Here is a 20,466-nt window from a genome sequence, read left to right on the forward strand (position 1 = left end):
CCTCTCAAAAGGGTACGGGAACGCGCCAAACGCGCCCGGCGGGCTTTTACCGCCGGGCGCGTTTGACCTGTGGGCGCGGGTCCCTAGTGGCCCCGGTGTTTCTCCCGCCGCTTTTCCTGGCGCAGGGCAAACTGCCGCTCCCGCTCGGCCTCCCGCTGCTGGCGGGTAAAGGTGCGGCGCTCTTTCTTACCCGCTTCCCGCTGCAGTTGCAGCGCCTGCTGGGCCTTGGTGCCGTTCCCCCGCCCTTCCAGCGCGCGGCGGATGACCCGCTGCATCCGCTTGGGGTTCACCCGTCTGTCACCCGCTGGGTCCTCCCCCGCGACCGGGGGGCTGAAGCGCAGCCGGTCCCACCCCGCGAGCATCCGCTCGTAGACCTGGTAGTCTTTGGGCTCGGCGCCGAAGGTGATCTTGCAGACCTCCACCCGGCCGTCCTCCCACCGCTCGTAGAGCCCGACCCAGAACGGGTCCTCAAAGTACACGGTCAGTTTCGCCCTTGTCTGTACCACAGACGATCCCTCCTTTAAAGAGAATATCCTGCGGGGCGCCTGTCGGCGCACCCAGCGGAGAAGGGACAACCAAAGGAGGCAGGTTACTGACGGCTTGCGCCGCGCCTGGACTACCCGACCAGGCCGTGTTTTTATCCCCGCAAGGCCATTCTACACCCTTTTAGGGGGGAGTCAAGGGCAAACAGGAGCGCCCCGACTGCTATCCGTCGGGGCGCTCCTGTTTGTTTTCGTGTGGCGGGTCAATCGGCCTTCTGGGGCTGGGGTGCGGGCTCTCCCTGCGGAGAAGCCGCCCCCTCTCGGGGCATGGCGGCGATCTGCGCGTTTAACTGCCGGAAGAAGAGGAGGACGATCGGCACGCAGGCCAGGGCGGTCACCAGGTCGGCGATGGGCTGGCTGCACTGCACCCCCAGCACCCCGATGAGGGAGGGCAGGGTGTAGATGAGGGGGAGGAAGAACAGCCCCTGCCGGGCCACCGAGATGAAGGTGGCCTGCCGGGGTTTGCCCAGGGACTGAAAGAGCATGTTGCTGATGACGATGAAGGAGTGCAGGGGCAGGCTGCAGCACTGCAGGCGAAAGGCCAGGGCGCCGATGGCGATGACCACGGGGTCGTCCCGGCGGAAGACGGCCATGATTTTGGGGGCGAGGGCAAAGCCCGCTGCCGAGAGGACCAGCAGCCCGCAGAAGCCCACCTTCAGGCAGAAGAGGTAGGCCTTTTTCACCCGGTCATAGCGGCCTGCGCCGTAGTTGTAGCCGCAGACCGGCTGAAAGCCCTGCCCAAAGCCCAGCATGGCCGAGAGGATGAACATGAACACCCGCCCCACCACCGACATGGCGGCCACCGCCGGGTCGCCGTAGGCCCGCGCCGCCACATTCAGGGAGATGGAGGCAAAGGAGGCCAGCGCCTGCCGGAAGAAAGAGGGCATGCCGGTGACCACGATTTTTGGGTAGAGGTCCCAGCGCAGGCTCACCTTGCGGATATGGATGCGCACGGTGCTGCGGCGAAAGAGGTAGTTGGAGAGAAGGATGCAAAAGCTGATGCACTGGCTGAGCAGGGTGGCGATGGCCGCCCCCGAGATGCCCATGTCGAAGACAAAGATGAAGAGGGGGTCCAGGGCGATGTTGAGCACCCCGCCGGTGGCGATCCCCACCATCGAGAGGACCGCCTTCCCCTCGGAGCGCAGGTCGTTGTTCATCACAAAGGAGGCGCACATGATGGGCGCGCCGAAGAGGATGTAGCGGGCGTAGTCCTGCGCGTAGGGCAGAATGGTCTCGGTGGCGCCCAGCAGCCGCATCAGGTTTTTCATGGACAGAAGGCCGATGACCGTGATGCAGAGCCCCAGGAGCAGGGCGGTAAAAAAGGCGGTGGAGGCCACCCGGTCGGCCTCGTCCTTCTTCTCCTGCCCCAGCAGGCGGGAGATGTTGCTCCCCGAGCCCATGCCCAGAGTAAAGCCCACTGCCTGGATGATCGCCATCAGGGAGAACACCACCCCGACGGCGCCGGTGGCGCTGGTGCCCAGTTGGCTGACAAAAAAGGTGTCCGCCATGTTGTAGATGGAGGTCACCAGCATGCTGATGATGGTGGGGACGGCCAGTTTGCCGATGAGCCGTCCCACCGGTTCGGTGGTCATCTTGAGGAGTTGGGCGCGGTCCTCGGTCGCGCCGGAAGGTTCGCTTGCCATGGGTCCATCACCTGTCTTTCTCGCTGTAACGTATTGTTCACATGTATTATAAGACCCCGTTTTTCAAATGTAAAGCGCCCTCCTCCCCTGTTTTTGCGCAAAAAGAGAAGGGGGACGGCCGTCCCCCTTCTCTCTTTTGGCTCTCTGTCTGTCCGCTCCCTAGCGGGCGCTGGCCTTCCGCTTCTTCAGCACCACCAGGGCCGCCGCGCCGAGGGCGGCTGCCAGGCCGGCCCCCAGCAGGATAGCGCTGTCGCCGGTGGTGGGGGTGTCGGCCTTCTCCCCCTCGCCGGGCTGCTCCTCCGGGGTGTCGCCGGGCTCCTCCTCGTCCGGCGGGGTGGTCTGGGAACCGGTGGCGGGGATCTCCACCGCCGCCCGGGCATAGCCGCAGACGCTGCACACCTCGTGCTTGTTGCCGGCCTCGGTCTCGGTGGCCTCTTTGTCGAGCACCCAGACAAAGGTGTGGGCGGCGCGCTCGCTCTCGGCGCCGCACTCGCAGCTCTTCCAGTGCTCGGCCTCATCGCTCTGCCAACTGCCGTACTGGTGGCTGTGCTCTACAAACTGGCCGTTCTCGGGGTCCAGCAGCAGGCCGCCGTTTTCCGGGTTGACAATGGCCTCGCTGGGCTTGGTGGTGGCCAGTTCCAGGTAGACAAAGGGCTTTTCCTCCGCCGCCTTGCTCTCGTAGCTGACCGCCGCGCCCTCGGCGAAGGTGAGGGTGGCTTTGCCGTATCTGTCGTCCAGGTTCACGCCGTACCAGGAGTGTTCCCCGGTCACGGCCCGGAAGGTCCCCTCAATGGTCACGTTGGAACTGTTGTTGACCAGCGGCGCCCCCGTCTTGGCGGCGCTGTGGTCCAGCTCCACATTGCGCAGGGTCACCCCGTCGGCGCCCCAGATGTCCAGGGCGTGTTTGTTGGCCGCGGTGGCCACCAGCTGCAGATCCTCCAGGGTCACGCCGTCGGCCTCCACCTTCACGAGGTTGATCTGGCCGTGGCTCCCCATCTGGAAATTGTCGGCCGCGGTGATGGTGTGACCGCTGCCGCGGATGCTCACCCCGTCGGCACGGAGGTAGACCATCTCGCTCACGGCGATGTCCTCAGTCAGCTCCACGGTGGTGCCGGGGCGCAGGTTGTCCGAAATCTGCTTGACAAAGTTCGACTTGTTGTCGACCTTGATGGTCAGCCCCTCCAGGGACACCTTGTCCCCGCTCACGCCGGGGTTCCAGGCGTAGCCGTACACCTCGTCGGAATAGCCCGCATAGGTGTTGTCGGCAAAGTCCTGGGTCACGTTTTTCACCGTCACCGAGCCCGAGGTGACCGACTTGGCGCTGATCCAGGAAGCCATCTCCACCCCTTCGATGACGGTGTTGCCCGCATCGGCGCTGCTGATGTAGATGGAGCCGCTGCTGACAGAGCCGTCGGAGGCTTGGAGCGTGCCCAACACAATGTCTTTCAGGGTCAGGTCCTTGCCGCCCATCAGCTCGATGGCCTTGTTGCACTGGCCGTCGTAAAAGCTGTTGGGGTTCCCCTTGAGGGTCAGGTTCTCCAGGGTGACGCCGTCGCCGCCGACGGTGACGAAGTTCTGCCCGGCCCAGTTGCCGGTGGCGGGGTCGTACGAGCTGATGATCGAGACCTCGCCCTCGCCGCGGATGCTCAAATCATTGGCAAAGAGGGGGAACACAAACCCCTTCTCCACCCCATTGATGTTTGCCACAACGTCCAGACAGTCGTCTCCCAGGTCGTAAAGACCCGCTTCCAGCACCCAGGTCTGCCCGTCTTTCTGGTTGTGGATGGCCTCCACCAGCTCCTGCGAGCTGGAGATGCGGACCGTCTCCTCCCCTTTGGCCAGGGTCTGGGCGGGGACCGCTGCCACCACCAGTCCCAGGCTCAACAGGACCGACAGCACTCTCTTCATCTTCATGGTTTCCCTCCTGTAAAATGAGTTTGTTGGCGGGGGCAGCCGCAGTGGCCGCTCCCTGCTAAAAAGGTGTAGGTTGTCGTTCGCCCCGCCGTTTTGGCTGAAACAAACAAAAAAACCAACCTGTGACGAACACAAGTTGGCATACAAAAATAAACAAAATACATTTATATTCAGAACGAAAACTTACACTTTTGCACAATCACCATACCTCTTTTTGAAGATTTTGTCAAGATAAATGGACAAATATTCCTCTATCACCAAATGGTTCCTTCCCCGTCCCTCCGTGCGCCGCTGCCGGTATTTCCCCCTTGTCCCCCTCTCCCCCCTCTGGTATACTTGTAAAAAACCATCTCTTTTATAAAGGAGGGCGAGCGCCGTGCCGGTCTTTTTTTGGTGGTATCTGGCCGCCGTCAATCTGGCGGCCCTCTTTGCCTGCCTGGCGGACAAGCGCGCCGCCGTCAAGGGCCGCTGGCGCATCTCCGAGCGGTCGCTGCTCACCCTCTGCGCGCTGGGGGGCGGGCCCGGCTTCTATTTGGGGATGCACTGGTTTCACCACAAGACCCGCCACAGAAAGTTCACCTGGGGGGTCCCGGCCCTCTGTCTGCTCTGGCTGGCGGGGATGGCCGCCTGGCTGTGGCTGGGCCGGGCGTAAAGGGGGGAGGGCGATGCCGCCCTCTTTTTTTCTGTCCTTTTTGGATTTAAGGATTCTTTAATATCTTTTGCCCTATACTCGGTCTTACCGAGAGCAGAAAGGGGCTTTTTCATGTACCTGCACATCTTAAAAAAGGACCTGCGGCGCAAAAAGACCATGAACGCCATCCTCCTCGTCTTCATCGCCCTGGCGGCGACCTTCATCGCCAGCAGCGCCGGCAACTTGATCGCCATCTCCACCGCCCTGGACAGCTATTTTGACAGGGCCGGTCTGGGGGATTTTACAGTCGTCACCGCCAACAACGGCGGGAATGACGGCGAGTTGATCGACTTTTTAAACGAGAGCGAACTGGTGGAGAGCTGGGGCCGCAGCGAGCACCTCTACCTGGGGCAAAACCTCTGGCGAAACGGCGAGGCGCTGGAACTGCAAAACACCGGCTTCCTCAGCTCCCTCGACGCCCAGCTGACCTTTTTCGACAGCGGCGATCGCCCCCTCACCGCCATCGAGGACGGGACCATCTACCTCCCCCTCAAGGTGATGGAGGACGCCGGTCTGGTCCGGGGCGACACCATCACCCTGCGCACCGGGGCGCTGGAGATGGATTTCACCGTCGCCGGCAACGTCAAAGACGCCTTTCTCGGCTCTTCCATGATGGGTTCCTCCCGGCTGCTCATCAGCCAGGGCGACTACCAGACCCTTGCCCGGGAGGGCGACTGGGACAACCAGACCGGCGCCATCTACTCGGTCAAAACCGGCGACGCCCCGGCGCTGCAGCGGGCGTACAACCGCCTGGGCTTTCCCGCGGTGGTGGCCTGCGACCGCTCCCTGGTGGCCACCACCTATGTCATGGACACGGTGGTCGCCGCGGCCCTCTTGGCCGTCAGCGCCTGCCTCATCCTCATCTCCCTGGTCATCCTCCGCTTCACCATCACCTTCACCCTGGAGGAGGAGTACCGCGAAATCGGCATCATGAAGGCCATCGGCATCCCCGCCCGCAAGATCCGCGGCCTCTACCTGGTCAAATATCTGGCCATCGCCCTGGCGGGGGCGACCGCCGGCTTCTTCGCCAGCATCCCCTTCGGCAACCTCTTTTTGGAGCGGGTGGGCAAAAACATCGTCCTTCCCGCCGCCGGGGGCGGCAGGGTCCTCCTCCACCTGCTCTGCTGTGTCCTCATTGTGGCGGTGGTCGTCTCCTTCTGCTCCCTCTGCACCCGGCGCATCGGCTCCCTCTCCCCCATCGACGCCATCCGCAGCGGGAAGAGCGGCGAGCGGTTCCACCGCAAGGGGGCGCTGCGCCTCTCCCGCGGGCGGATGCCGGTCCTCCCCTTTCTGGCTCTGGGAGACATCCTCAGCGGCTTTCGCCGCTTTGCGGCCCTGCTGGTCACCTTCACCATCGGCATCGTCCTCATCATCGTGCCGGTGAACACCGTCAACACGCTGGGCAGCGGCCATCTCATCGACCTGTTCGGGATGGTCGAGAGCGACCTCTACCTAAACAGCGACGAGCGCACCATGGAGTTTTTGGTCCCCGGCGGACGGGAGAAGCTGCGCGCCCACCTGCGCCAGACCGAGGAGACGCTGGCCCAGGAGGGGATGTCCGCCGACTGCTGGGCCGAGACCATCTTTCGCTTTCGCATCTCCCTGGGGGAGGAGAGCACCTCCGCCTTTGCCATTCAGGGCACCGGCGTCGACGCCGGCCGCTACACCTATTCCAGTGGCAGCGCCCCCGCCGGGCCCGGCGAGGTGGCCCTCACCCACATCACTGCCGACGCCGTCGGCGCCCAGATCGGCGACCGGGTCAAAATCAAGATCGGCGGGGAGGAGAAGTCCTTCCTGGTCACCGCCATCTACCAGTCGATGAACAATCTGGGCGAGGGCATCCGCTTCTCGGAAAAGGAGGATCTCGACTACCACTACGGGTTCGGCGGCTTTGCCACCCAGGTGGCCTTTCGCGACCACCCCGGCGAGGGGGAGATCGCCGCGCGGGCCCAGCGGCTGAAAGAGCTCTTCCCGCGCGAGCGCATCTACACCGGGGCCGGATACGTCAGCTATATGATCGGGGACACCGCCGAGCAGGTCGACCAGGTCAAGCAGCTGATCGTGGCGGTCATCCTCGCCATCAACGCCCTGGTGGCCCTGCTGATGATGAAGAGCTTTCTCACCCGGGAAAAGGGCGAGATCGGGATGCTCAAGAGCATCGGCTTTCGGGACGAGGCCATCCTCGCCTGGCAGGTGCTGCGCATCGGCATCATCCTGGCGGCGGCCACCCTGTTGGGGGCGGCCCTCTCGGGGCCCATTGCCCAGCTCTCGGCGGCCAAGGCCTTTGAGATGATGGGGGCCAGCCACATCGAGTTCGTCGTCCACCCGCTGGAGGTCTACCTGCTCTACCCTCTGCTGGTGCTGGCCGTCACCCTGACCGTCAGCGCCCTGGCGGCCCTCCCCATCCGCCGCATCTCCCCCCGCGAGACCAACAACATTGAATAAAAGGAGCGAATGACCATGGCTACTGCGCTGCAAACCAAAGACCTCTGCAAGACCTATATTGTCAACAAGCGGCAGAACAACGTCCTCAAAAACGTCGACCTCACCGTGGAGGAAGGGGAGATGGTGGCAGTGATGGGCCCCTCGGGCTCGGGCAAGTCCACCCTCCTCTACGCCGTCTCGGGGATGGACCGGATCACCGCCGGCAGCGTCTCCTTTTTCGGGCGGGAGCTGGCGGGGATGCGCCCCCGGGAGCTGGCCGACACCCGGCTCGAGGAGATGGGCTTCATCTTCCAGCAGATGTACATGCTCAAAAATCTGACGGTGCTGGACAACATCATCCTCCCCGCCTGCCAGTCCAAGGAGCAGCGGGCCCCCCGGCGGGAGATCGTGGCCCGCGGGGAGGGGCTGATGCGCAAACTGGGCATTGTCGAGACCGCCGACAGCGACATCAGCGAGGTCTCGGGGGGGCAGTTGCAGCGCGCCTGCATCTGCCGCAGCCTCATCAACCGGCCGAAGATGATCTTTGCCGACGAGCCCACCGGCGCCCTCAACCGCGCCGCCTCGGACGGGGTGATGGAGAAGTTGGAGGAGATCAACCGGGAGGGGACCACCCTCCTGCTGGTGACCCACGACGTGAAGGTGGCCTCCCGCTGCGGCCGAGTGGTCTACCTCGTTGATGGAAACATCAAAGGGGAGTATACTTTTGAGGAGAGCCTGCCCCGCGCCAGAGAGCGGGCGCTGAGCAACTGGCTCATCGAGATGGGCTGGTAAAACCCCGCAGAAGAGAGGAGGGCGCGCCGTGATCGACGTGTTGGTGGTGGAGGACAACCGGGAGCTGGGGGAACTGCTCTGCGACTTTTTAAAGGCCGAGGGCTACCAAACCGCCCTCGCCTCCACCGGGGAGGAGGGGCTGGCCCTGGCCCACCGGGAGGGGGCCAGGCTGGTGGTGCTGGACGTCATGCTCCCGGGGATGGACGGCCTTGCCGTCTGCCGCGCCCTGCGACAGGAGGGGGACCTGCCCATCCTGGTGGTGAGCGCCCGGTCGGAAAAGGAGGACAAACTGGCCGGGCTGCGCCTGGGGGCGGACGACTACATCGAAAAGCCCTACGACGTGGACATCCTCCTGGCCAAGATCCGGGGCATCTTTCAGCGGCGGTACGAGCGCACCGCCCTGCGCGACGGCGACCTCGCCCTGGACCGGCAGCGCCGCGCCGCCACCCTGGCGGGAAGGCCCCTGGCCCTCACCGCCAAGGAGTTCGACCTCCTCTGGCTGCTGGTGGAGCACCGCGGCAAATCCCTGCGCAAGGAGTGGATCTTTGACCGCATCTGGGGAACAGACAGCTTCAGCGAGCCCCAGACCCTGACGGTGCACATCCAGTGGCCGCGCCAAAAAATCGAGCGCGACCCCAAACACCCCGCCCGCATCCTGACGGTCTGGGGGGTGGGCTACCGCTTTGAGGGGGAAGCCGATGAAGCGCTTTAGCCGCCTGTTTTTCGCCGTTGCCCTGGGGTTGGCCGCCCTCATTCTGGGCGTCAACCTGGTCTTCCTCCTCCCCGCCCGGGAGGGGGCGGCGGGGCGCGCCCCCACCAGGTGGAGATCAGCCGGCTGGCGCGGGCGATCACCGCCGGGGGCGAGGGGGCCATCGACCTCACAGACTGCCGCTACGTCACCCGGGTGACCCCCCTGCTGCCCGGAGAGGACGCGTCCGCCTTCTTTGCCGGCGAAAACCTGGACGCGGCCGTCCGCCAGATCGGCGACACCTGCTACCGCTTCGACTACCGCCTCCCCACTGGCGGCGACAGCACCCTCTTTTGGGCCGCCAACGGGGGGATGATCGCCATGGCGGTCCTGGTGCTGTCCCTCCTTTTTGTCGTCTGGCGGCTCGTTTTGCGGCCCTTTGAGCGGCTGCGCGAACTGCCCTTTGAGCTGGCCAAGGGCAATCTGTCGGCCCCCCTGCCCGAGAGCCGGGGCCGCCTCTTCGGGCGCTTTCTCTGGGGGCTGGACCTGCTGCGGGAGGAGCTGGAGCGGCGGCGGGCGGCGGAACTCTCCCTGCAGCGGGAGAAAAAGTCCCTCCTCCTCTCCCTCTCCCACGACATCAAGACCCCTTTGAGCGCCATCAAGCTCTACGCCAAGGCCCTGCGCCAGGACCTCTACGGGCCGGAGCGGCGGGGGGAAATCGCCGGGCGCATCGGCCAAAAGGCGGACGAGATCGAGTCCTTTGTCTCCCAGCTAGTCACCGCCTCCAGCGAAAACCTGCTGCAGTTGGAGGTGCGTTCAGGCGAGTTCTACCTCCGCCAACTCGTCGGCGCGCTCACCGCCTACTACCCGGACAAGCTGGCCCTGCAAAAGACCGACTTTCGGGTGGGCCCCTGGAGCGACTGCCTTTTGAAAGGGGACCTGGACCGGGCGGTGGAGGTGGTGCAGAACCTGCTGGAAAACGCCATCAAGTACGGGGACGGCGGTTGGGTCGCCCTCTCCTTTGATTGGGAGGAGGACTGTCTCCTTCTCACCGTAAAAAACAGCGGCTCCCCCCTGCCCGAGGGGGAGTTGCCCTATCTCTTCGACAGCTTCTGGCGGGGCTCCAACGCCGCAGACCAGCCCGGCAGCGGGCTGGGGCTGGCCATCTGCCGCCAGCTGATGGCGAAGATGGACGGCGAGCTCTTCGCCCAGGTGGGGGAGGGGGAGATGGCCTTTACCGCCGTCTTTCGCAAGCCTGGCGGGTAAGTCCCCCTCCCGGCCCGATTAGCTCCCCTCTCCCCTTCGCGGCAAAAGACTTCTGCGCAAACAAAGCCAGGGGGCGAGACCCGGTGCACCGGGTCTCGCCCCCTGGCTTTGTCCCTTCGATCTGCCATCTACCCCGCGGCGATGGGGCGGCACTCCAGGTAAAACCGCTTGTCCCACGCCTCGCCCATGGAAAAGGTCTTGCGGGGAAGGGCGCCGTCCGCCGCCACGGCGGGGAAGAGCGACTCCTTCTCCATCCCCTCCAGCAAAAAGCCGACACACCCCTCGTCTCGGGCCAGACGGCGGACCACCTCCGCCCCGTGGATGTAGTCCACCCGGCCCCCCTCTCGGGCCAGATACCCGTCCAAAAAGGCCTGCAGGGTGCCCACCGACAGGTTGGCCAGCTGTCTGCCAAAGGCAAAGCGCTCCTCCCGCTCTCCCAGGCAGAGGGTGACGCCCTGGCCCCCATCGCCGGGGGCGGCGGCTAGCTCTTCCCGCAGGGCGGCCAGCAGTTTTTCGTCGTCGACATCGAACACCACCCGGTGGATGGGCTCAAAATCCAGGGCCGGGTCGTGGAGGTTGACCACCTCCGCCAGGGCGTAGCGGGCCGGATGCATCGCCGCCTCCCCGGCGGGCAGGGACCGTTTGATCTCCTCGTAATGGGCCTTGGCAGCCGCCAGAGAGTGGTTGCCGTCCCCCACGGCAAAGAGGAAGGGGGATTTCAGCGACAGGGCCCGCAGGGCGCCCATCACCCGCACCGCCTCGTCGTCATCGCAGAGGAAACCCTGCAGGTGGCCGCTGTCCTCCATCAAATCGAAGTCGTAGACCTGGCTCAAGTCCCCCAGCCGCCGGGCCGTGGGCTCGATCACCGTCCCCTCCGGGTCGTCCACCAGCAGCATGATGTGGGGACATTCCAGCAGGGCTTGCCGCCGCACCGCCACCCGCGGGGGGATGCGCTCGAGCACCGTGCCCTCGGTGGCCCGCACCGGGCACTGTGCGCCGGGGCGGTAGTCGTACTGCTCCAGATCCAAAAGCCCCACCAGTCCCTGGCGCACCCGGCCGGAGCGCAGGGTGCGGCGCAGGTAGACAAAGCCGGTGGCGGCCCGAAAGACCCCCTCCTCCACGTACCGGCGCATGGCGGCGGCCGTGGCGGCCACCCGCTCCCCCTCCTGCGGGGTGCCCAGGTAGCACTCGGGGACGATCATCCGCAGGGCCGAGGGGGCATCCCCCACCCGCTTTTCCACCCGCTGCCAGTAGTCGGGCTGGGCGGTGTACTGGTCACAGGCCACCACGCTCCACTTCTCCATCTCCTCCACAAGGGGGAAATAGATGTCCCCCGGGTAAAATCCCAATCCAGCCACAGCTGCCGCTCCTCTCTCTTTCTTCTATCTCTTTTTGAGGCGGATCTCCCCGCTGGAGAGCGCCTGCACCTCCCCGCCCGTTTGCAGCAGGGCGCGGCCCTCGCCGTCGACCCCCCCAAAGACCGCCCGGTACCGCTCGCTCCCCCGCGCGACCTCCACCGTCTCCCCGACCCAGAGGAGCCGGGCGCGGTACTCTTCCAGTAGCGACTGGCTCCCCTCCCCTTGCAGCAGCTGGTCAAAGGCCCCTTCCAGCCGCTGCAAAAGGGCGGCCAGCAGGGCCGCCCGCGCCGGAGAGGGGCCGCCCAGCGCCTCTTCCAGGGAGACGATTTCCCCCCGGAGCTCCGACGGGCAGGGGGTGGCGGCGCAGTTGAGCCCCGCGCCGCAGACGGCGTATTCCAGTTCGCCGCTCTCCCCCACCAGGGAGCACTCGGTGAGGATGCCGCCCAGCTTCCTTCCCCCCCAGTAGAGGTCGTTGGGCCACTTGATGTCCACCTGCAGACCGCAGCAGTCGGCGATCCCCTCGCAGATGGCCACCGCAGACGCCAGGGTCAACAGCCGCAGCGCCGAGAGGGGGAGGGGCTGTTGCAGGGCCGCCGAGAAGTAGAGGCCGCCCGGGGGCGAATAGAAACTGCGCCCGCCCCGGCCCCGGCCGCCGGCCTGTTCCCCCGCCACCGCCACCAGCCCGTGGCAGCGTTCGCCCCCAGCAGCCAGCGCCTTGAGGTGGGCACTGGTGGACTCCATTTGGGGCTGGCAACAGAAGGTGCGCCCCAGCCAGCGGGTGGCAAGGTGACGGGCGATCTCCCGCTCGGACAGCACGTCCGGCTCCCCCTCCAGGGCGTAGCCCTCCCCCGTGACCGAGCGGATGGGGTAGCCCTCCTCTTTCAGGGCGACCACCGCCTTCCAGATGGCGGCCCGGGTGACCCCCAATTCCTCGGTGAGGGCGGTGCTGGAGAGAAACTCCCCGCCCTGCCGGCGCAGGGCCTCCAACACCACATAGCGCGTCTGCCTTTTGGCCATCGGCCGCCCCTCCCCTCTCTTTTCAGTCTGTGACGATGATACCATATTTCCGGGGGAATGGAAAGGGAGGGCCGGACCGGCCCTCCCTTTTTCCCTTTACCCCTCTTCCCTCTCCCCCCGTTTTTTGAGGGCCCGCTCCAACTTGCCGAGGGCCTTTTTTTCGATGCGGGAGACGTAGGAGCGGGAGATGCCCAGCAGCTTGGCGACCTCCTTCTGGGTTTTGGGGCGCTGGTTGTTCAGCCCGTAGCGAAGCTTGACGATGATGCGCTCCCGGGGGGTGAGGGCGGTGTTGACCCCCTCGATGAGGGCGGCCGAGCGCAGCCCCAGGTCGATGGTGTCCACAATGTCGGTGGAGTCGGCCACCACGTCCAGGTAGGTCAGGGAGCTGCCGTCCCCGTCGGACTCGATGGTGTCGTTGATGTAGAGGGTCCCCGCCGTCTTCTTCTGGGAGCGAAAATTCATCAGGATCTCGTTCTCGATGCACTTGGCGGCATAGGTGGCAAAACGGATGCCCTTGTCGCAATTGAAGGTGCTCACCGCCTTGATCAGCCCAATGGTGCCGATGGAGACCAGGTCGTCCTGGTCCACCTGCCCGGCGGCATAGTACTTTTTGCAGATGTGGGCCACCAGCCGCAGGTTGTGCTCGATGATGGTGTTGCGCGCCTCCAGGTCGCCGGTGGCGGCAAACTTGTGAAACAGCTCGGTCTCCTCCTCCTTGTCCAGGGGCTTGGGAAAAGTCCCCTGTGAGGAGATGTGGAGCGCAAAGTACAAGAGGTTTGCCAAAACCAGACAAACCAGTGCAGTATACATGAAAAAGCCCCCTCCTGTTCGATGAGATGGCGGCAAACGGGCCGCTTTTCCATCTATATGCGGGGGCGGATTGTCCGTATTTGGCCCACAGGGCAAAAAAAGGAGCCGGGGTGCATACTGCGCCGTCCGACCCCTGTCCAGTCAATACTATTTTTCTACTTTTTCTCCCCCAGTCCGGCGGTGTAGCCCACCGGCACGCAGAAGAGGACCGCCGTATCGGGGTCTGAGAGGTCGCCCACCACCTCGGTGAGCACCCGCTCCACCAGAGGGACCTGCTCGTCCGGCACCACCGTGAAGATGGTGCGGTTTTCCTCCCGGTCGGGGATGTAGAGGTGCAGGCTCTGAAAGAAACGGCCGCCCTCCCGGCCCAGCACCTTGGCCATTCCACTGGACTCGACGACGGTGGCGCCCCGCACCCCCTCCTCTGCCAGACAAAACAGCAGTTCCTCCAACTTTTCAAAGCGGCTGAGAATGATGATCGCCATCTGCACGGTCGTTTCCCCCTTTTTGGTCAGGCGGCCCTCACAGGGCCCGATTGAAGATATAGGTGTCCCGGTACTCGCCGGTCCTGGCCCGGAAGGCCTTGGGCACCCGCCCGATGCAGGTGAAGCCCAGCTTTTCGTAAAGGGCGATGGCCCGCTCGTTGGTCACCACCACCGCGTTGTACTGCAGCCGCAAAAAGCCCGCTTCCCTGGCCCGCTTCAGCGAGTCCTCCACCAGCCGGCGGCCGATTTTCTGCCCTCGGCGGTCGGCCTTGACCGCATAGGAGCAGTTGGCCACATGGCCGCAGCGCCCCTCGCTGTTGGGGTGGAGGATGTAGAGCCCCACCACCCGGCCCCCCTCGTCCAGGGCGCAGACCGTGTCGGTCTGCGCGGCGAAAAAGGCCTGGGCCGAGGCCGCGTCCAGTGGGGTGTCCTGGGGGAAAGAGTCCCCCTGTTCCACCACCTGGTTCCAAATCTCTATCATCTCCGGCAGGTTCTCCGGCCGGTAGCTGCGAAGCGTCAAATCCATTCTCCTCATCCCTTCTCCTACACACTCTTTCCCCTTTAGTTTACTACAACGCTCCCCTTTGTACAACCCTTAGCAGATTTTAAAATCTGTACTTTTTAGCTCCCTCTTGCAGACTCCCCTGCCCAAACACAAAGCGGCCGCGGAGGGAGAAAAACTCCCTCTCCGCGGCCGCCAAAAGGGCAGTGGGAGATGTGCCGCCTTACAGGTTGAGCGGCTCGATGTCGGTGGTGTCCACCTCCTGCCGGGTGGGGATGGAGGGGGCGGCCCCCGGGCGGCCCACGGCGATGGAGGAGGCCTTGGACGCCTTCTCCAAAATCACGTCGATGGAGAGCCCCTCGGCCAAACAGGCCAGGAAGTAGCCGGTGAAGGTGTCGCCGGCAGCGGTGGAGTCCACCCGCTTCACGTCGTAGATGCCGTGGGTGGCCTTGGTCTCGGCGTCTTTGTACATGACGCCGTGTTTGCCCAGGGTCAGCACCACCTTGCAGCCGGGGTACTTTTTCAGCAGCGCGTCACAGATGGCCTCGGGATCCTTCTGGCCGCCGGCGATCTCCTCGCCCTCCACCTCGTTGAGGATGAAGTACTCCACCTTTTCCAGCGGGGCCTTGGTCAGGGCCTCGTTCATGGGCGATGGGTTGAGGACGATGCGCATCCCCTTCTCGGCAGCGCAGTTGATGATGGTATCGGTCAGATTCAGCTCGTTTTGCAGCAGCAGGATGTCCCCAGCCTCAAACTGGTCGATGACCCAGCGGATGTACTCCTCGGTGTTCTGGTGGTTGGAACCGCCAAAGAGGAGGATGCAGTTCTGCCCGCTCTCGTTGACCTGGATGATGGCCCGGCCGGCCGGCGCGTCGATCTTCTTCATCAGGGAGACGTCGACCCCGCTCTCCCGCATGGTCTCCACCAGGAAGTCGGCCCCCTCGCCCACCATGCAGGCGTGATAGACCTCGGCCCCAGCCCGCGCCAGGGCGATGGACTGGTTGAGCCCCTTGCCGCCGCAGTTCTTGGCGTACCCCAGGGTGGACATGGTCTCGCCCGGGCGGACAAAGTGATCTACCTGAAAGACCTCGTCGATGTTGATCGAACCAAAATCCAATATTTTCATAGTACGGCTCCTTTACCCAATCATTGATGATTCTAGTTTACCCGATGCCCCAGGGGATTGCAAGAGAGCAAACTGCCGGATTCCCCGCGCAAAAAATGGGGATAATCACCGGGCCAGCTCCCGCTCCTCGATCGCCTGCCGCAGGGTCTTTCGCTCCGGGTGACCGTTGTCGAAGGTCTCGTCCCCGCAGATGGCGCGCGGGCGCATCCGCTCCACATTTTGGCAGAAGGCGGCGATCATCTCCACCGCCTCGTCCCGGGCGCGCTCCATCAGCTCGGGCACGCTCTCCCGGCTCTTTTCCACCGGGCGCTGCAGGTTGCACCAGCGCCGATGCCGCAGGTTGAGGCAGTCCCAGTCGGCCCGCTCCTGGCGCATGTAGCCGGAAAAGGCGTACCGGCGGCCGGTGAGCTTGTCCAATCCCAGCCCCACCCTGTGGGAGAAGGCCGCCTTCCCCACAAAGAGGGAGATGAAGAAGTCGTCACAGAGAAAACTCTGCTCCACCTTCTCCACCGAGGTCTTGGCCCCGTAGACTGCGCGCAGCAGATAGCTCAAATAGAGGGCAATGGCCTTGGTCACATGGGGGGCGAACATCGACTGGGGGATGGCGTACTCCCGCACGCTGCGGCCGGTGAGGCGGCGGTAGAGGGCGGTGTCGATGTCCGACTCGATGCGGTTGTGGGCGCCGGAACTGACCCGCGGGTCCTCCTGAAAGGCCACCTGCACGCAGTAAACGTAGGGGTGGCAGGTCTTGTCCAGGGCGTAGTGGCACAAAAAGCCCAGGGCGTATGCCAGCTGTGCCTCGAAGAAGAGACCCTGCCGGGTGCGGATGAGGTAGCGCTGCATGGCGGCAAAGTTCTCCTTCACCTTTTTGTGGTGCATCACCGAGCCCCAGAGGGGGAGCACAGTGGAAATTTTATTGAAAAAGAGGATGTCCGGCCCCTGGGCCCCCCACAAAAAGGCGTCGTAATTGCGGCGGACAGCCGTTTTGGCCTGCCCCTCGGGCAGGGCGTGAAACACCTGGTCGGCAAAGAGGTGATGGGTGACAAATGCGGGCATGAGCGCGTTCCTCCTCGTTGGGCGGCAGCTTGTCGGGGCGCCTTTGCACTGCCGCGCCGTCTCGCCCTCTCCCCGAGGGCGGAAAATAGTGCCCGCCCTTTCGCGGGCAATTGACTACGGTACTATCATACCAAAAAAGGGGCCGCCAATAAACCCGCGGGGGAAGAAGATTTCAAAAATCACAAATTCTTTCTACCGGGCCGCAAGTGTCCGGCCTGCTCTGTGCTGCAACAGCGGAAAAGGAGGATAGATGGAAGATCTCGCCGCTGTAAGCCTTCCGCATTCGGCCGGCCCCCTTCTTTCCCCCTCCCACTTTGTGCCATAGAGGGCGAGGAGAGAGTCACGCCGCTAGAGGCCCTTCCACATATGGCCGTCTCTTTCTGCCAACCCTCCACTCTGCTCCGCAGACGGCAGGGAAAAAAGCGGAGAGTTCCGCCACAATAAGCCTCCCGCACCCGGCCGCTCCCTCCCCCGCCCCTCCTTTTGTCCCCTCAGACAAAACAGCCCCGGGCCTTTTGCCGACAAAAAACGGGGGGAAGCCATTCGGCCTCCCCCCGTTTTGCGCATTTATTTAGCCGATGGCCTTGTTGTCAAAGCCCACCACGGTGACCACATTGTCCACCTTGCCGGAGAAGGTGACCTCCACCGCGTCGCCTGCGCTGGTGAGGGCCAGCTCCTCGCTGACATTGGCGGAGCTGATGTACATCGTCCCCGCGCTGGTGTCCAGCAGGAACTTGTAGGTGGTCTGCCCGTCCTTCACCTCAGAGGCGATGCGGGTGACGGTGCCGGAGACCTTCTCCTCCTGGGTCGTCTCGTCCCCCTTCAAGTCCTCGGACCCGGCGGCGGTGAGGCCGCTGACATAGTCCTTCTGGGCCGCGGAGATGGTCTCGCCCACGCCGACGATCTGGTAGTTTTTCACCGAGACGAAGGCGTATTGCTTGATCAGCCCCTCGTTGTCCTTGAGGGTCATGAAATAGGTGGGGGTGTTGTTGATGTTGATGATCAGCGGAAAGGAGGCGTAATAGCCGTACTGCTGCACCTTGCCGGCAGCCGATTTCTGGGCCGCCTCCTCGGTGGCGCCGCCGCCCAGGTTGTACTGGTAGCTCTCCTTGGTGACCATGTCCACCATGATAAAGCCGATGGTGCTGTCGTCCGCCCCCACCGAGGTCAACCCGGTGAAGAGGTAGCAGTTGCCGTCGTTGTAGACGATGATGTGTCCGTCGGAGGCGGTGAACTTGTCTTTGTTGGAGAAGTTGAGGAAGCCGCGGACGTATTCGCCCCGGTTGTTGATCTGGTTGAGGACGAAGCTCTCGGGCTGCACCCGGTCCACCCACTCGGGCACGTCGGCCAAATCGTAGTGGTGGGACTCGCCGGTGGTGGCGTTGACCAGGATGGCGCCGGTGGCCTCGGGCAGGGCGAAGCCCCGCAGGTTTTTATAGGTGGTGATGACCCAGAAGGGGTTGCCGTCGTCGTCCAGCTCGAAGGAGTAGTCGGTCATCCCGGTGAAGAGGCCGCCGCCGAAGAAGCGGGTGTGCCGCTCCAGGTCGTCAAAGAGGTAGCAGTCGGGCTGGTACTTGATCTTGTGCCCCTCCACCAACTGCACATCCTGGGTGTCGGTGGCCGAGACGATGATGTAGCCGGGAGTGCCGTCCAGGTTGGACAGCCATTTGAACAGCCCCGAGTGCTGCAGGGGCACCGCCCAGATCAGCTTGCCGTTCACCTGCTGGATGGTGGGGGTGCCAATGTGGGTCTGGCTGCCGAGGGAGGGGTTCTCGCCCAGCTTCTTCTCGGCCAGCTTCTTGGCCAGCTCCTTGTCCACGATGGGGATGTTCGCCAGATCCATGGGCTGGATGTCGTCGGTGAACTCGCCCACGATCGGCTCGGTCATCTGGTTTTTGTAGGCGTTGACGTTGAAGATGACGCTGGAGGCGATGGTGACCACGATCAGAAAAGCCCAGACCGCAATCAGCAGCCATTTGGCCCACTTGGGGAACTTCTGGTTGTCGCCGAACTGCACGTTGACCCGGGGGCTGTTTTCATCCCGCACAAAGTGCATTCCGCCCAGCTTCAAAACACCCCAGGCGCCCACGTAGAGGGTGATGACCACCGCGTAAAACAGGGCGCTGCCCTGGTAGAGGGGGTTTAGGTTGACGTTGTTGATGAGGACGTAGAGGATCACCAGCAGGGTGATGCCGGCATACGTCCACACCTTGTGTTTGGTTTTGACCATGATTTACCTCGCTTTTCAAACTCTTTTCTCGCTCTGTTATCTACTATACGGGAGCGGAGAGGGCAGGTGTGAACAATCTGTAAATTGTCCCCTTTTCAGCCCTTTTCTTCATGCCATTTTTATGCCCGCCCCGCCCTATTTGTAGTACATGTACAGCTGGCACTTGAGCTCGCCGTTGTAGAGCTTGCGGCGGCGGTCGGCGGTCTTGCCGAACTGCTCTTCAAAGTGGGGGGCGCTGGTGATGATGTAGGACTTGAGGTTGTTGTAGCGGTGCATCTTCCCCAGTGCCTGGTGGATGGCCTTCACCTGGGCCGGGCCCAGCATCCGCTCGCCGTAGGGCGGATTGGAGAGGAGGATGCCCCCCGCGTCCTGCAACTTGTGTCTGGTGATGTCCTCCACCCGGGCACTGATCTTCTCCCCCACCCCGGCCAGCTTGGCGTTTTGCAGGGTCAGTTCCACCGCCTGGGGGTCGATGTCAAAGCCGTAGCCCTCGAAATCGCCGCCGGGATCCGCCTCGTCCAGGGCCTGTTGGCGGGCCAGGGAGAAGGCCTTCTGGTCAAAGGTCTGCCAGCGCTCGGCGGCAAAGGTCCGCCGCAGCCCGGGGGCGATGTTCAGCGCCCGCATGGCCGCCTCGACGAGCAGGGTGCCCGAGCCGCAGAGGGGGTCGTAGACGATGTCCCCCTCGCGGATGCGGGCCAGGTCGACGATTCCCGCCGCCAGGGTCTCTTTGATGGGGGCCTCCCCCGCATGGGCCCGGTAGCCCCGCTTGTGCAGCCCCTCGCCCGAGGTGTCCAGCAGGATGGAGACCTGGTCTTTGTGGATGGAGAACTGGATCTGGTAGCGCTCCCCCGTCTCCTCAAACCAAAAGACCTGGTGGGTCTGTTTGAGTTTTTCCACCACCGCCTTTTTGACGATGGCCTGGCAGTCGGGCACACTGGCCAATTGGGAGGCAAGGCTCCACCCCTTGACCGGGAAGGCCCCGTTTTTGGGGATGTAGGCCGCCCAGTCCACCGCCAGCACCCCTTGAAACAGCTCCTCAAAGCTGCGGGCCGGAAAGGCCGCCACCTCCACCAGCACCCGCTCGGCGCAGCGCAGGCCGATGTTGGCCCGGGCCACCGTCAGGGCGTCGCCCCGACAGCTGACCTTGCCGTTTTCCACCGAGATCTCCTCTCCCCCCAGCCGGCGCAGCTCAAAGCCGACGATCTTTTCCAGCCCAAAGATGCAGGGGCAGACCAGCTTGTACTCCATCTCTCTTCTCCCTTTCCACTTCCGTCCCCCCGCTTTCGCGCAGGGGGGGATGACACAAAAAAGAGGGCCGCGGCCCTCTGTGCCGCGGCTCTCCCAAAATGATCTCTATTCGGGGACGATGACACCGTATTTTCCGTCACGTCTAACATATACGAGATTGATCTCGTTGTTAACCGCGTCCCGGTAGAGGAAGAACTGGTGTCCCAGCATGTTCATCTGCAGGATGGCCTCCTCCACGCTCATGGGTTTGACCGAGAAGGACTTGCGCCGGACGATGTCGATCTCCTCGGCAGGGAGGATCTCCTCCTCGTTGAATTCGGGGAAGGAGACCTTCATCTTCCTTTCCAGCCGGTCTTTGTTGCGGACGATCTGGTTGAAGAGAACATCGACCACCAAGTCCAGGGCTTCTTCCATTGCCTTTGCCGTCCGCTCGGCCCGGAAGAGCATCCCGTCCGCCCGGATCATGACCTCGACGGTCTGGCGGTCTTTTTCGACCGTTACAGTGACTGTGGCGCTGGCATCTTCGTGGAACAGGCGGCTGAATTTGGCCAACTTCTTGTCGACCCGCTCTTTGAAGCTGTCTTTGAGATTGACTTTGCGCCCGATTACTTCGATATTCATTCCAACAACCCCTTTGTTTATAAGCTGGAAAGCCAGCCTATCTGATGACTTTA

The 20,466-nt window shown here is 63.7% G+C and carries 18 protein-coding genes; 5 read left to right on the plus strand and 13 right to left on the minus strand.

The annotated features are described in order from the left end of the window. Positions 1-83: 83 nt before the first annotated feature. The 3 genes from GT748_RS02500 to GT748_RS02510 form a co-directional block, all read right to left on the minus strand. The gene (locus GT748_RS02500) at positions 84-506 is read right to left on the minus strand and encodes a YjdF family protein (protein WP_021660441.1); all 423 of its coding nucleotides are present in this window, start codon (positions 504-506) and stop codon (positions 84-86) included. A gap of 239 nt (positions 507-745) precedes the next feature. Then, on the minus strand, positions 746-2,185 hold the full coding sequence (locus tag GT748_RS02505; protein ID WP_021660442.1) for an MATE family efflux transporter: 1,440 nt from the start codon (positions 2,183-2,185) through the stop codon (positions 746-748). A gap of 159 nt (positions 2,186-2,344) precedes the next feature. Further along, positions 2,345-4,099 carry a hypothetical protein gene (locus GT748_RS02510; protein WP_161213272.1) on the minus strand — a complete coding sequence of 585 codons (1,755 nt, stop codon included), beginning with the start codon at positions 4,097-4,099 and terminating at the stop codon, positions 2,345-2,347. 376 nt (positions 4,100-4,475) lie between these two features. Between GT748_RS02510 and GT748_RS02515 the strand changes: the two genes are divergently transcribed. From GT748_RS02515 to GT748_RS02535, 5 genes are all read left to right on the plus strand, one after another. Beyond that, on the plus strand, positions 4,476-4,751 hold the full coding sequence (locus GT748_RS02515; protein ID WP_021660446.1) for a DUF1294 domain-containing protein: 276 nt from the start codon (positions 4,476-4,478) through the stop codon (positions 4,749-4,751). 111 nt (positions 4,752-4,862) lie between these two features. Continuing rightward, positions 4,863-7,235, plus strand: coding sequence for an ABC transporter permease (locus GT748_RS02520; protein WP_021660447.1), 2,373 nt, complete (start codon positions 4,863-4,865; stop codon positions 7,233-7,235). 15 nt (positions 7,236-7,250) lie between these two features. After that, entirely contained in the window at positions 7,251-8,006 is a 756-nt protein-coding gene (locus tag GT748_RS02525; protein ID WP_044993023.1) for an ABC transporter ATP-binding protein, read from the plus strand. A gap of 28 nt (positions 8,007-8,034) precedes the next feature. Then, positions 8,035-8,718, plus strand: a complete 684-nt coding sequence (locus GT748_RS02530; protein ID WP_021660449.1) for a response regulator transcription factor — start codon at positions 8,035-8,037, stop codon at positions 8,716-8,718. Between the two features lie 108 nt (positions 8,719-8,826). After that, positions 8,827-9,960 carry a sensor histidine kinase gene (locus GT748_RS02535; protein ID WP_021660450.1) on the plus strand — a complete coding sequence of 378 codons (1,134 nt, stop codon included), beginning with the start codon at positions 8,827-8,829 and terminating at the stop codon, positions 9,958-9,960. Positions 9,961-10,088: 128 nt separating this feature from the next. On the opposite strand, the gene GT748_RS02540 is transcribed toward GT748_RS02535, so the two are convergent. The 10 genes from GT748_RS02540 to hpf form a co-directional block, all read right to left on the minus strand. Next, on the minus strand, positions 10,089-11,318 hold the full coding sequence (locus tag GT748_RS02540) for a DUF1015 domain-containing protein (RefSeq protein WP_044993185.1): 1,230 nt from the start codon (positions 11,316-11,318) through the stop codon (positions 10,089-10,091). A gap of 24 nt (positions 11,319-11,342) precedes the next feature. Further along, on the minus strand, positions 11,343-12,335 hold the full coding sequence (locus GT748_RS02545; RefSeq protein ID WP_021660884.1) for a biotin--[acetyl-CoA-carboxylase] ligase: 993 nt from the start codon (positions 12,333-12,335) through the stop codon (positions 11,343-11,345). A gap of 96 nt (positions 12,336-12,431) precedes the next feature. Further along, the gene (gene sigK, locus GT748_RS02550; protein ID WP_021660885.1) at positions 12,432-13,145 is read right to left on the minus strand and encodes an RNA polymerase sporulation sigma factor SigK; all 714 of its coding nucleotides are present in this window, start codon (positions 13,143-13,145) and stop codon (positions 12,432-12,434) included. Positions 13,146-13,300: 155 nt separating this feature from the next. Then, positions 13,301-13,630, minus strand: a complete 330-nt coding sequence (locus GT748_RS02555; protein ID WP_021660886.1) for a hypothetical protein — start codon at positions 13,628-13,630, stop codon at positions 13,301-13,303. 37 nt (positions 13,631-13,667) lie between these two features. Then, entirely contained in the window at positions 13,668-14,156 is a 489-nt protein-coding gene (locus GT748_RS02560; protein ID WP_044993189.1) for a GNAT family N-acetyltransferase, read from the minus strand. Between the two features lie 199 nt (positions 14,157-14,355). Then, positions 14,356-15,258: a ribokinase gene (locus tag GT748_RS02565; protein WP_021660888.1), complete on the minus strand. Its 903-nt coding sequence runs from the start codon at positions 15,256-15,258 to the stop codon at positions 14,356-14,358. 105 nt (positions 15,259-15,363) lie between these two features. Further along, complete coding sequence (locus GT748_RS02570; RefSeq protein WP_021660889.1) at positions 15,364-16,314, minus strand: zinc dependent phospholipase C family protein; 951 nt, start codon at positions 16,312-16,314, stop codon at positions 15,364-15,366. 571 nt (positions 16,315-16,885) lie between these two features. Beyond that, positions 16,886-18,544, minus strand: coding sequence for a hypothetical protein (locus tag GT748_RS02575; protein WP_021660891.1), 1,659 nt, complete (start codon positions 18,542-18,544; stop codon positions 16,886-16,888). A gap of 135 nt (positions 18,545-18,679) precedes the next feature. Then, entirely contained in the window at positions 18,680-19,792 is a 1,113-nt protein-coding gene (locus tag GT748_RS02580) for a THUMP domain-containing class I SAM-dependent RNA methyltransferase (protein ID WP_021660893.1), read from the minus strand. A gap of 105 nt (positions 19,793-19,897) precedes the next feature. Further along, entirely contained in the window at positions 19,898-20,413 is a 516-nt protein-coding gene (gene hpf, locus GT748_RS02585) for a ribosome hibernation-promoting factor, HPF/YfiA family (protein WP_021660894.1), read from the minus strand. Between the last annotated feature and the right edge of the window lie 53 nt (positions 20,414-20,466).

The organism is Bittarella massiliensis (ex Durand et al. 2017), assembly GCF_009876955.1.
Classification (GTDB): Bacteria; Bacillota; Clostridia; order Oscillospirales; family Ruminococcaceae; genus Bittarella; species Bittarella massiliensis.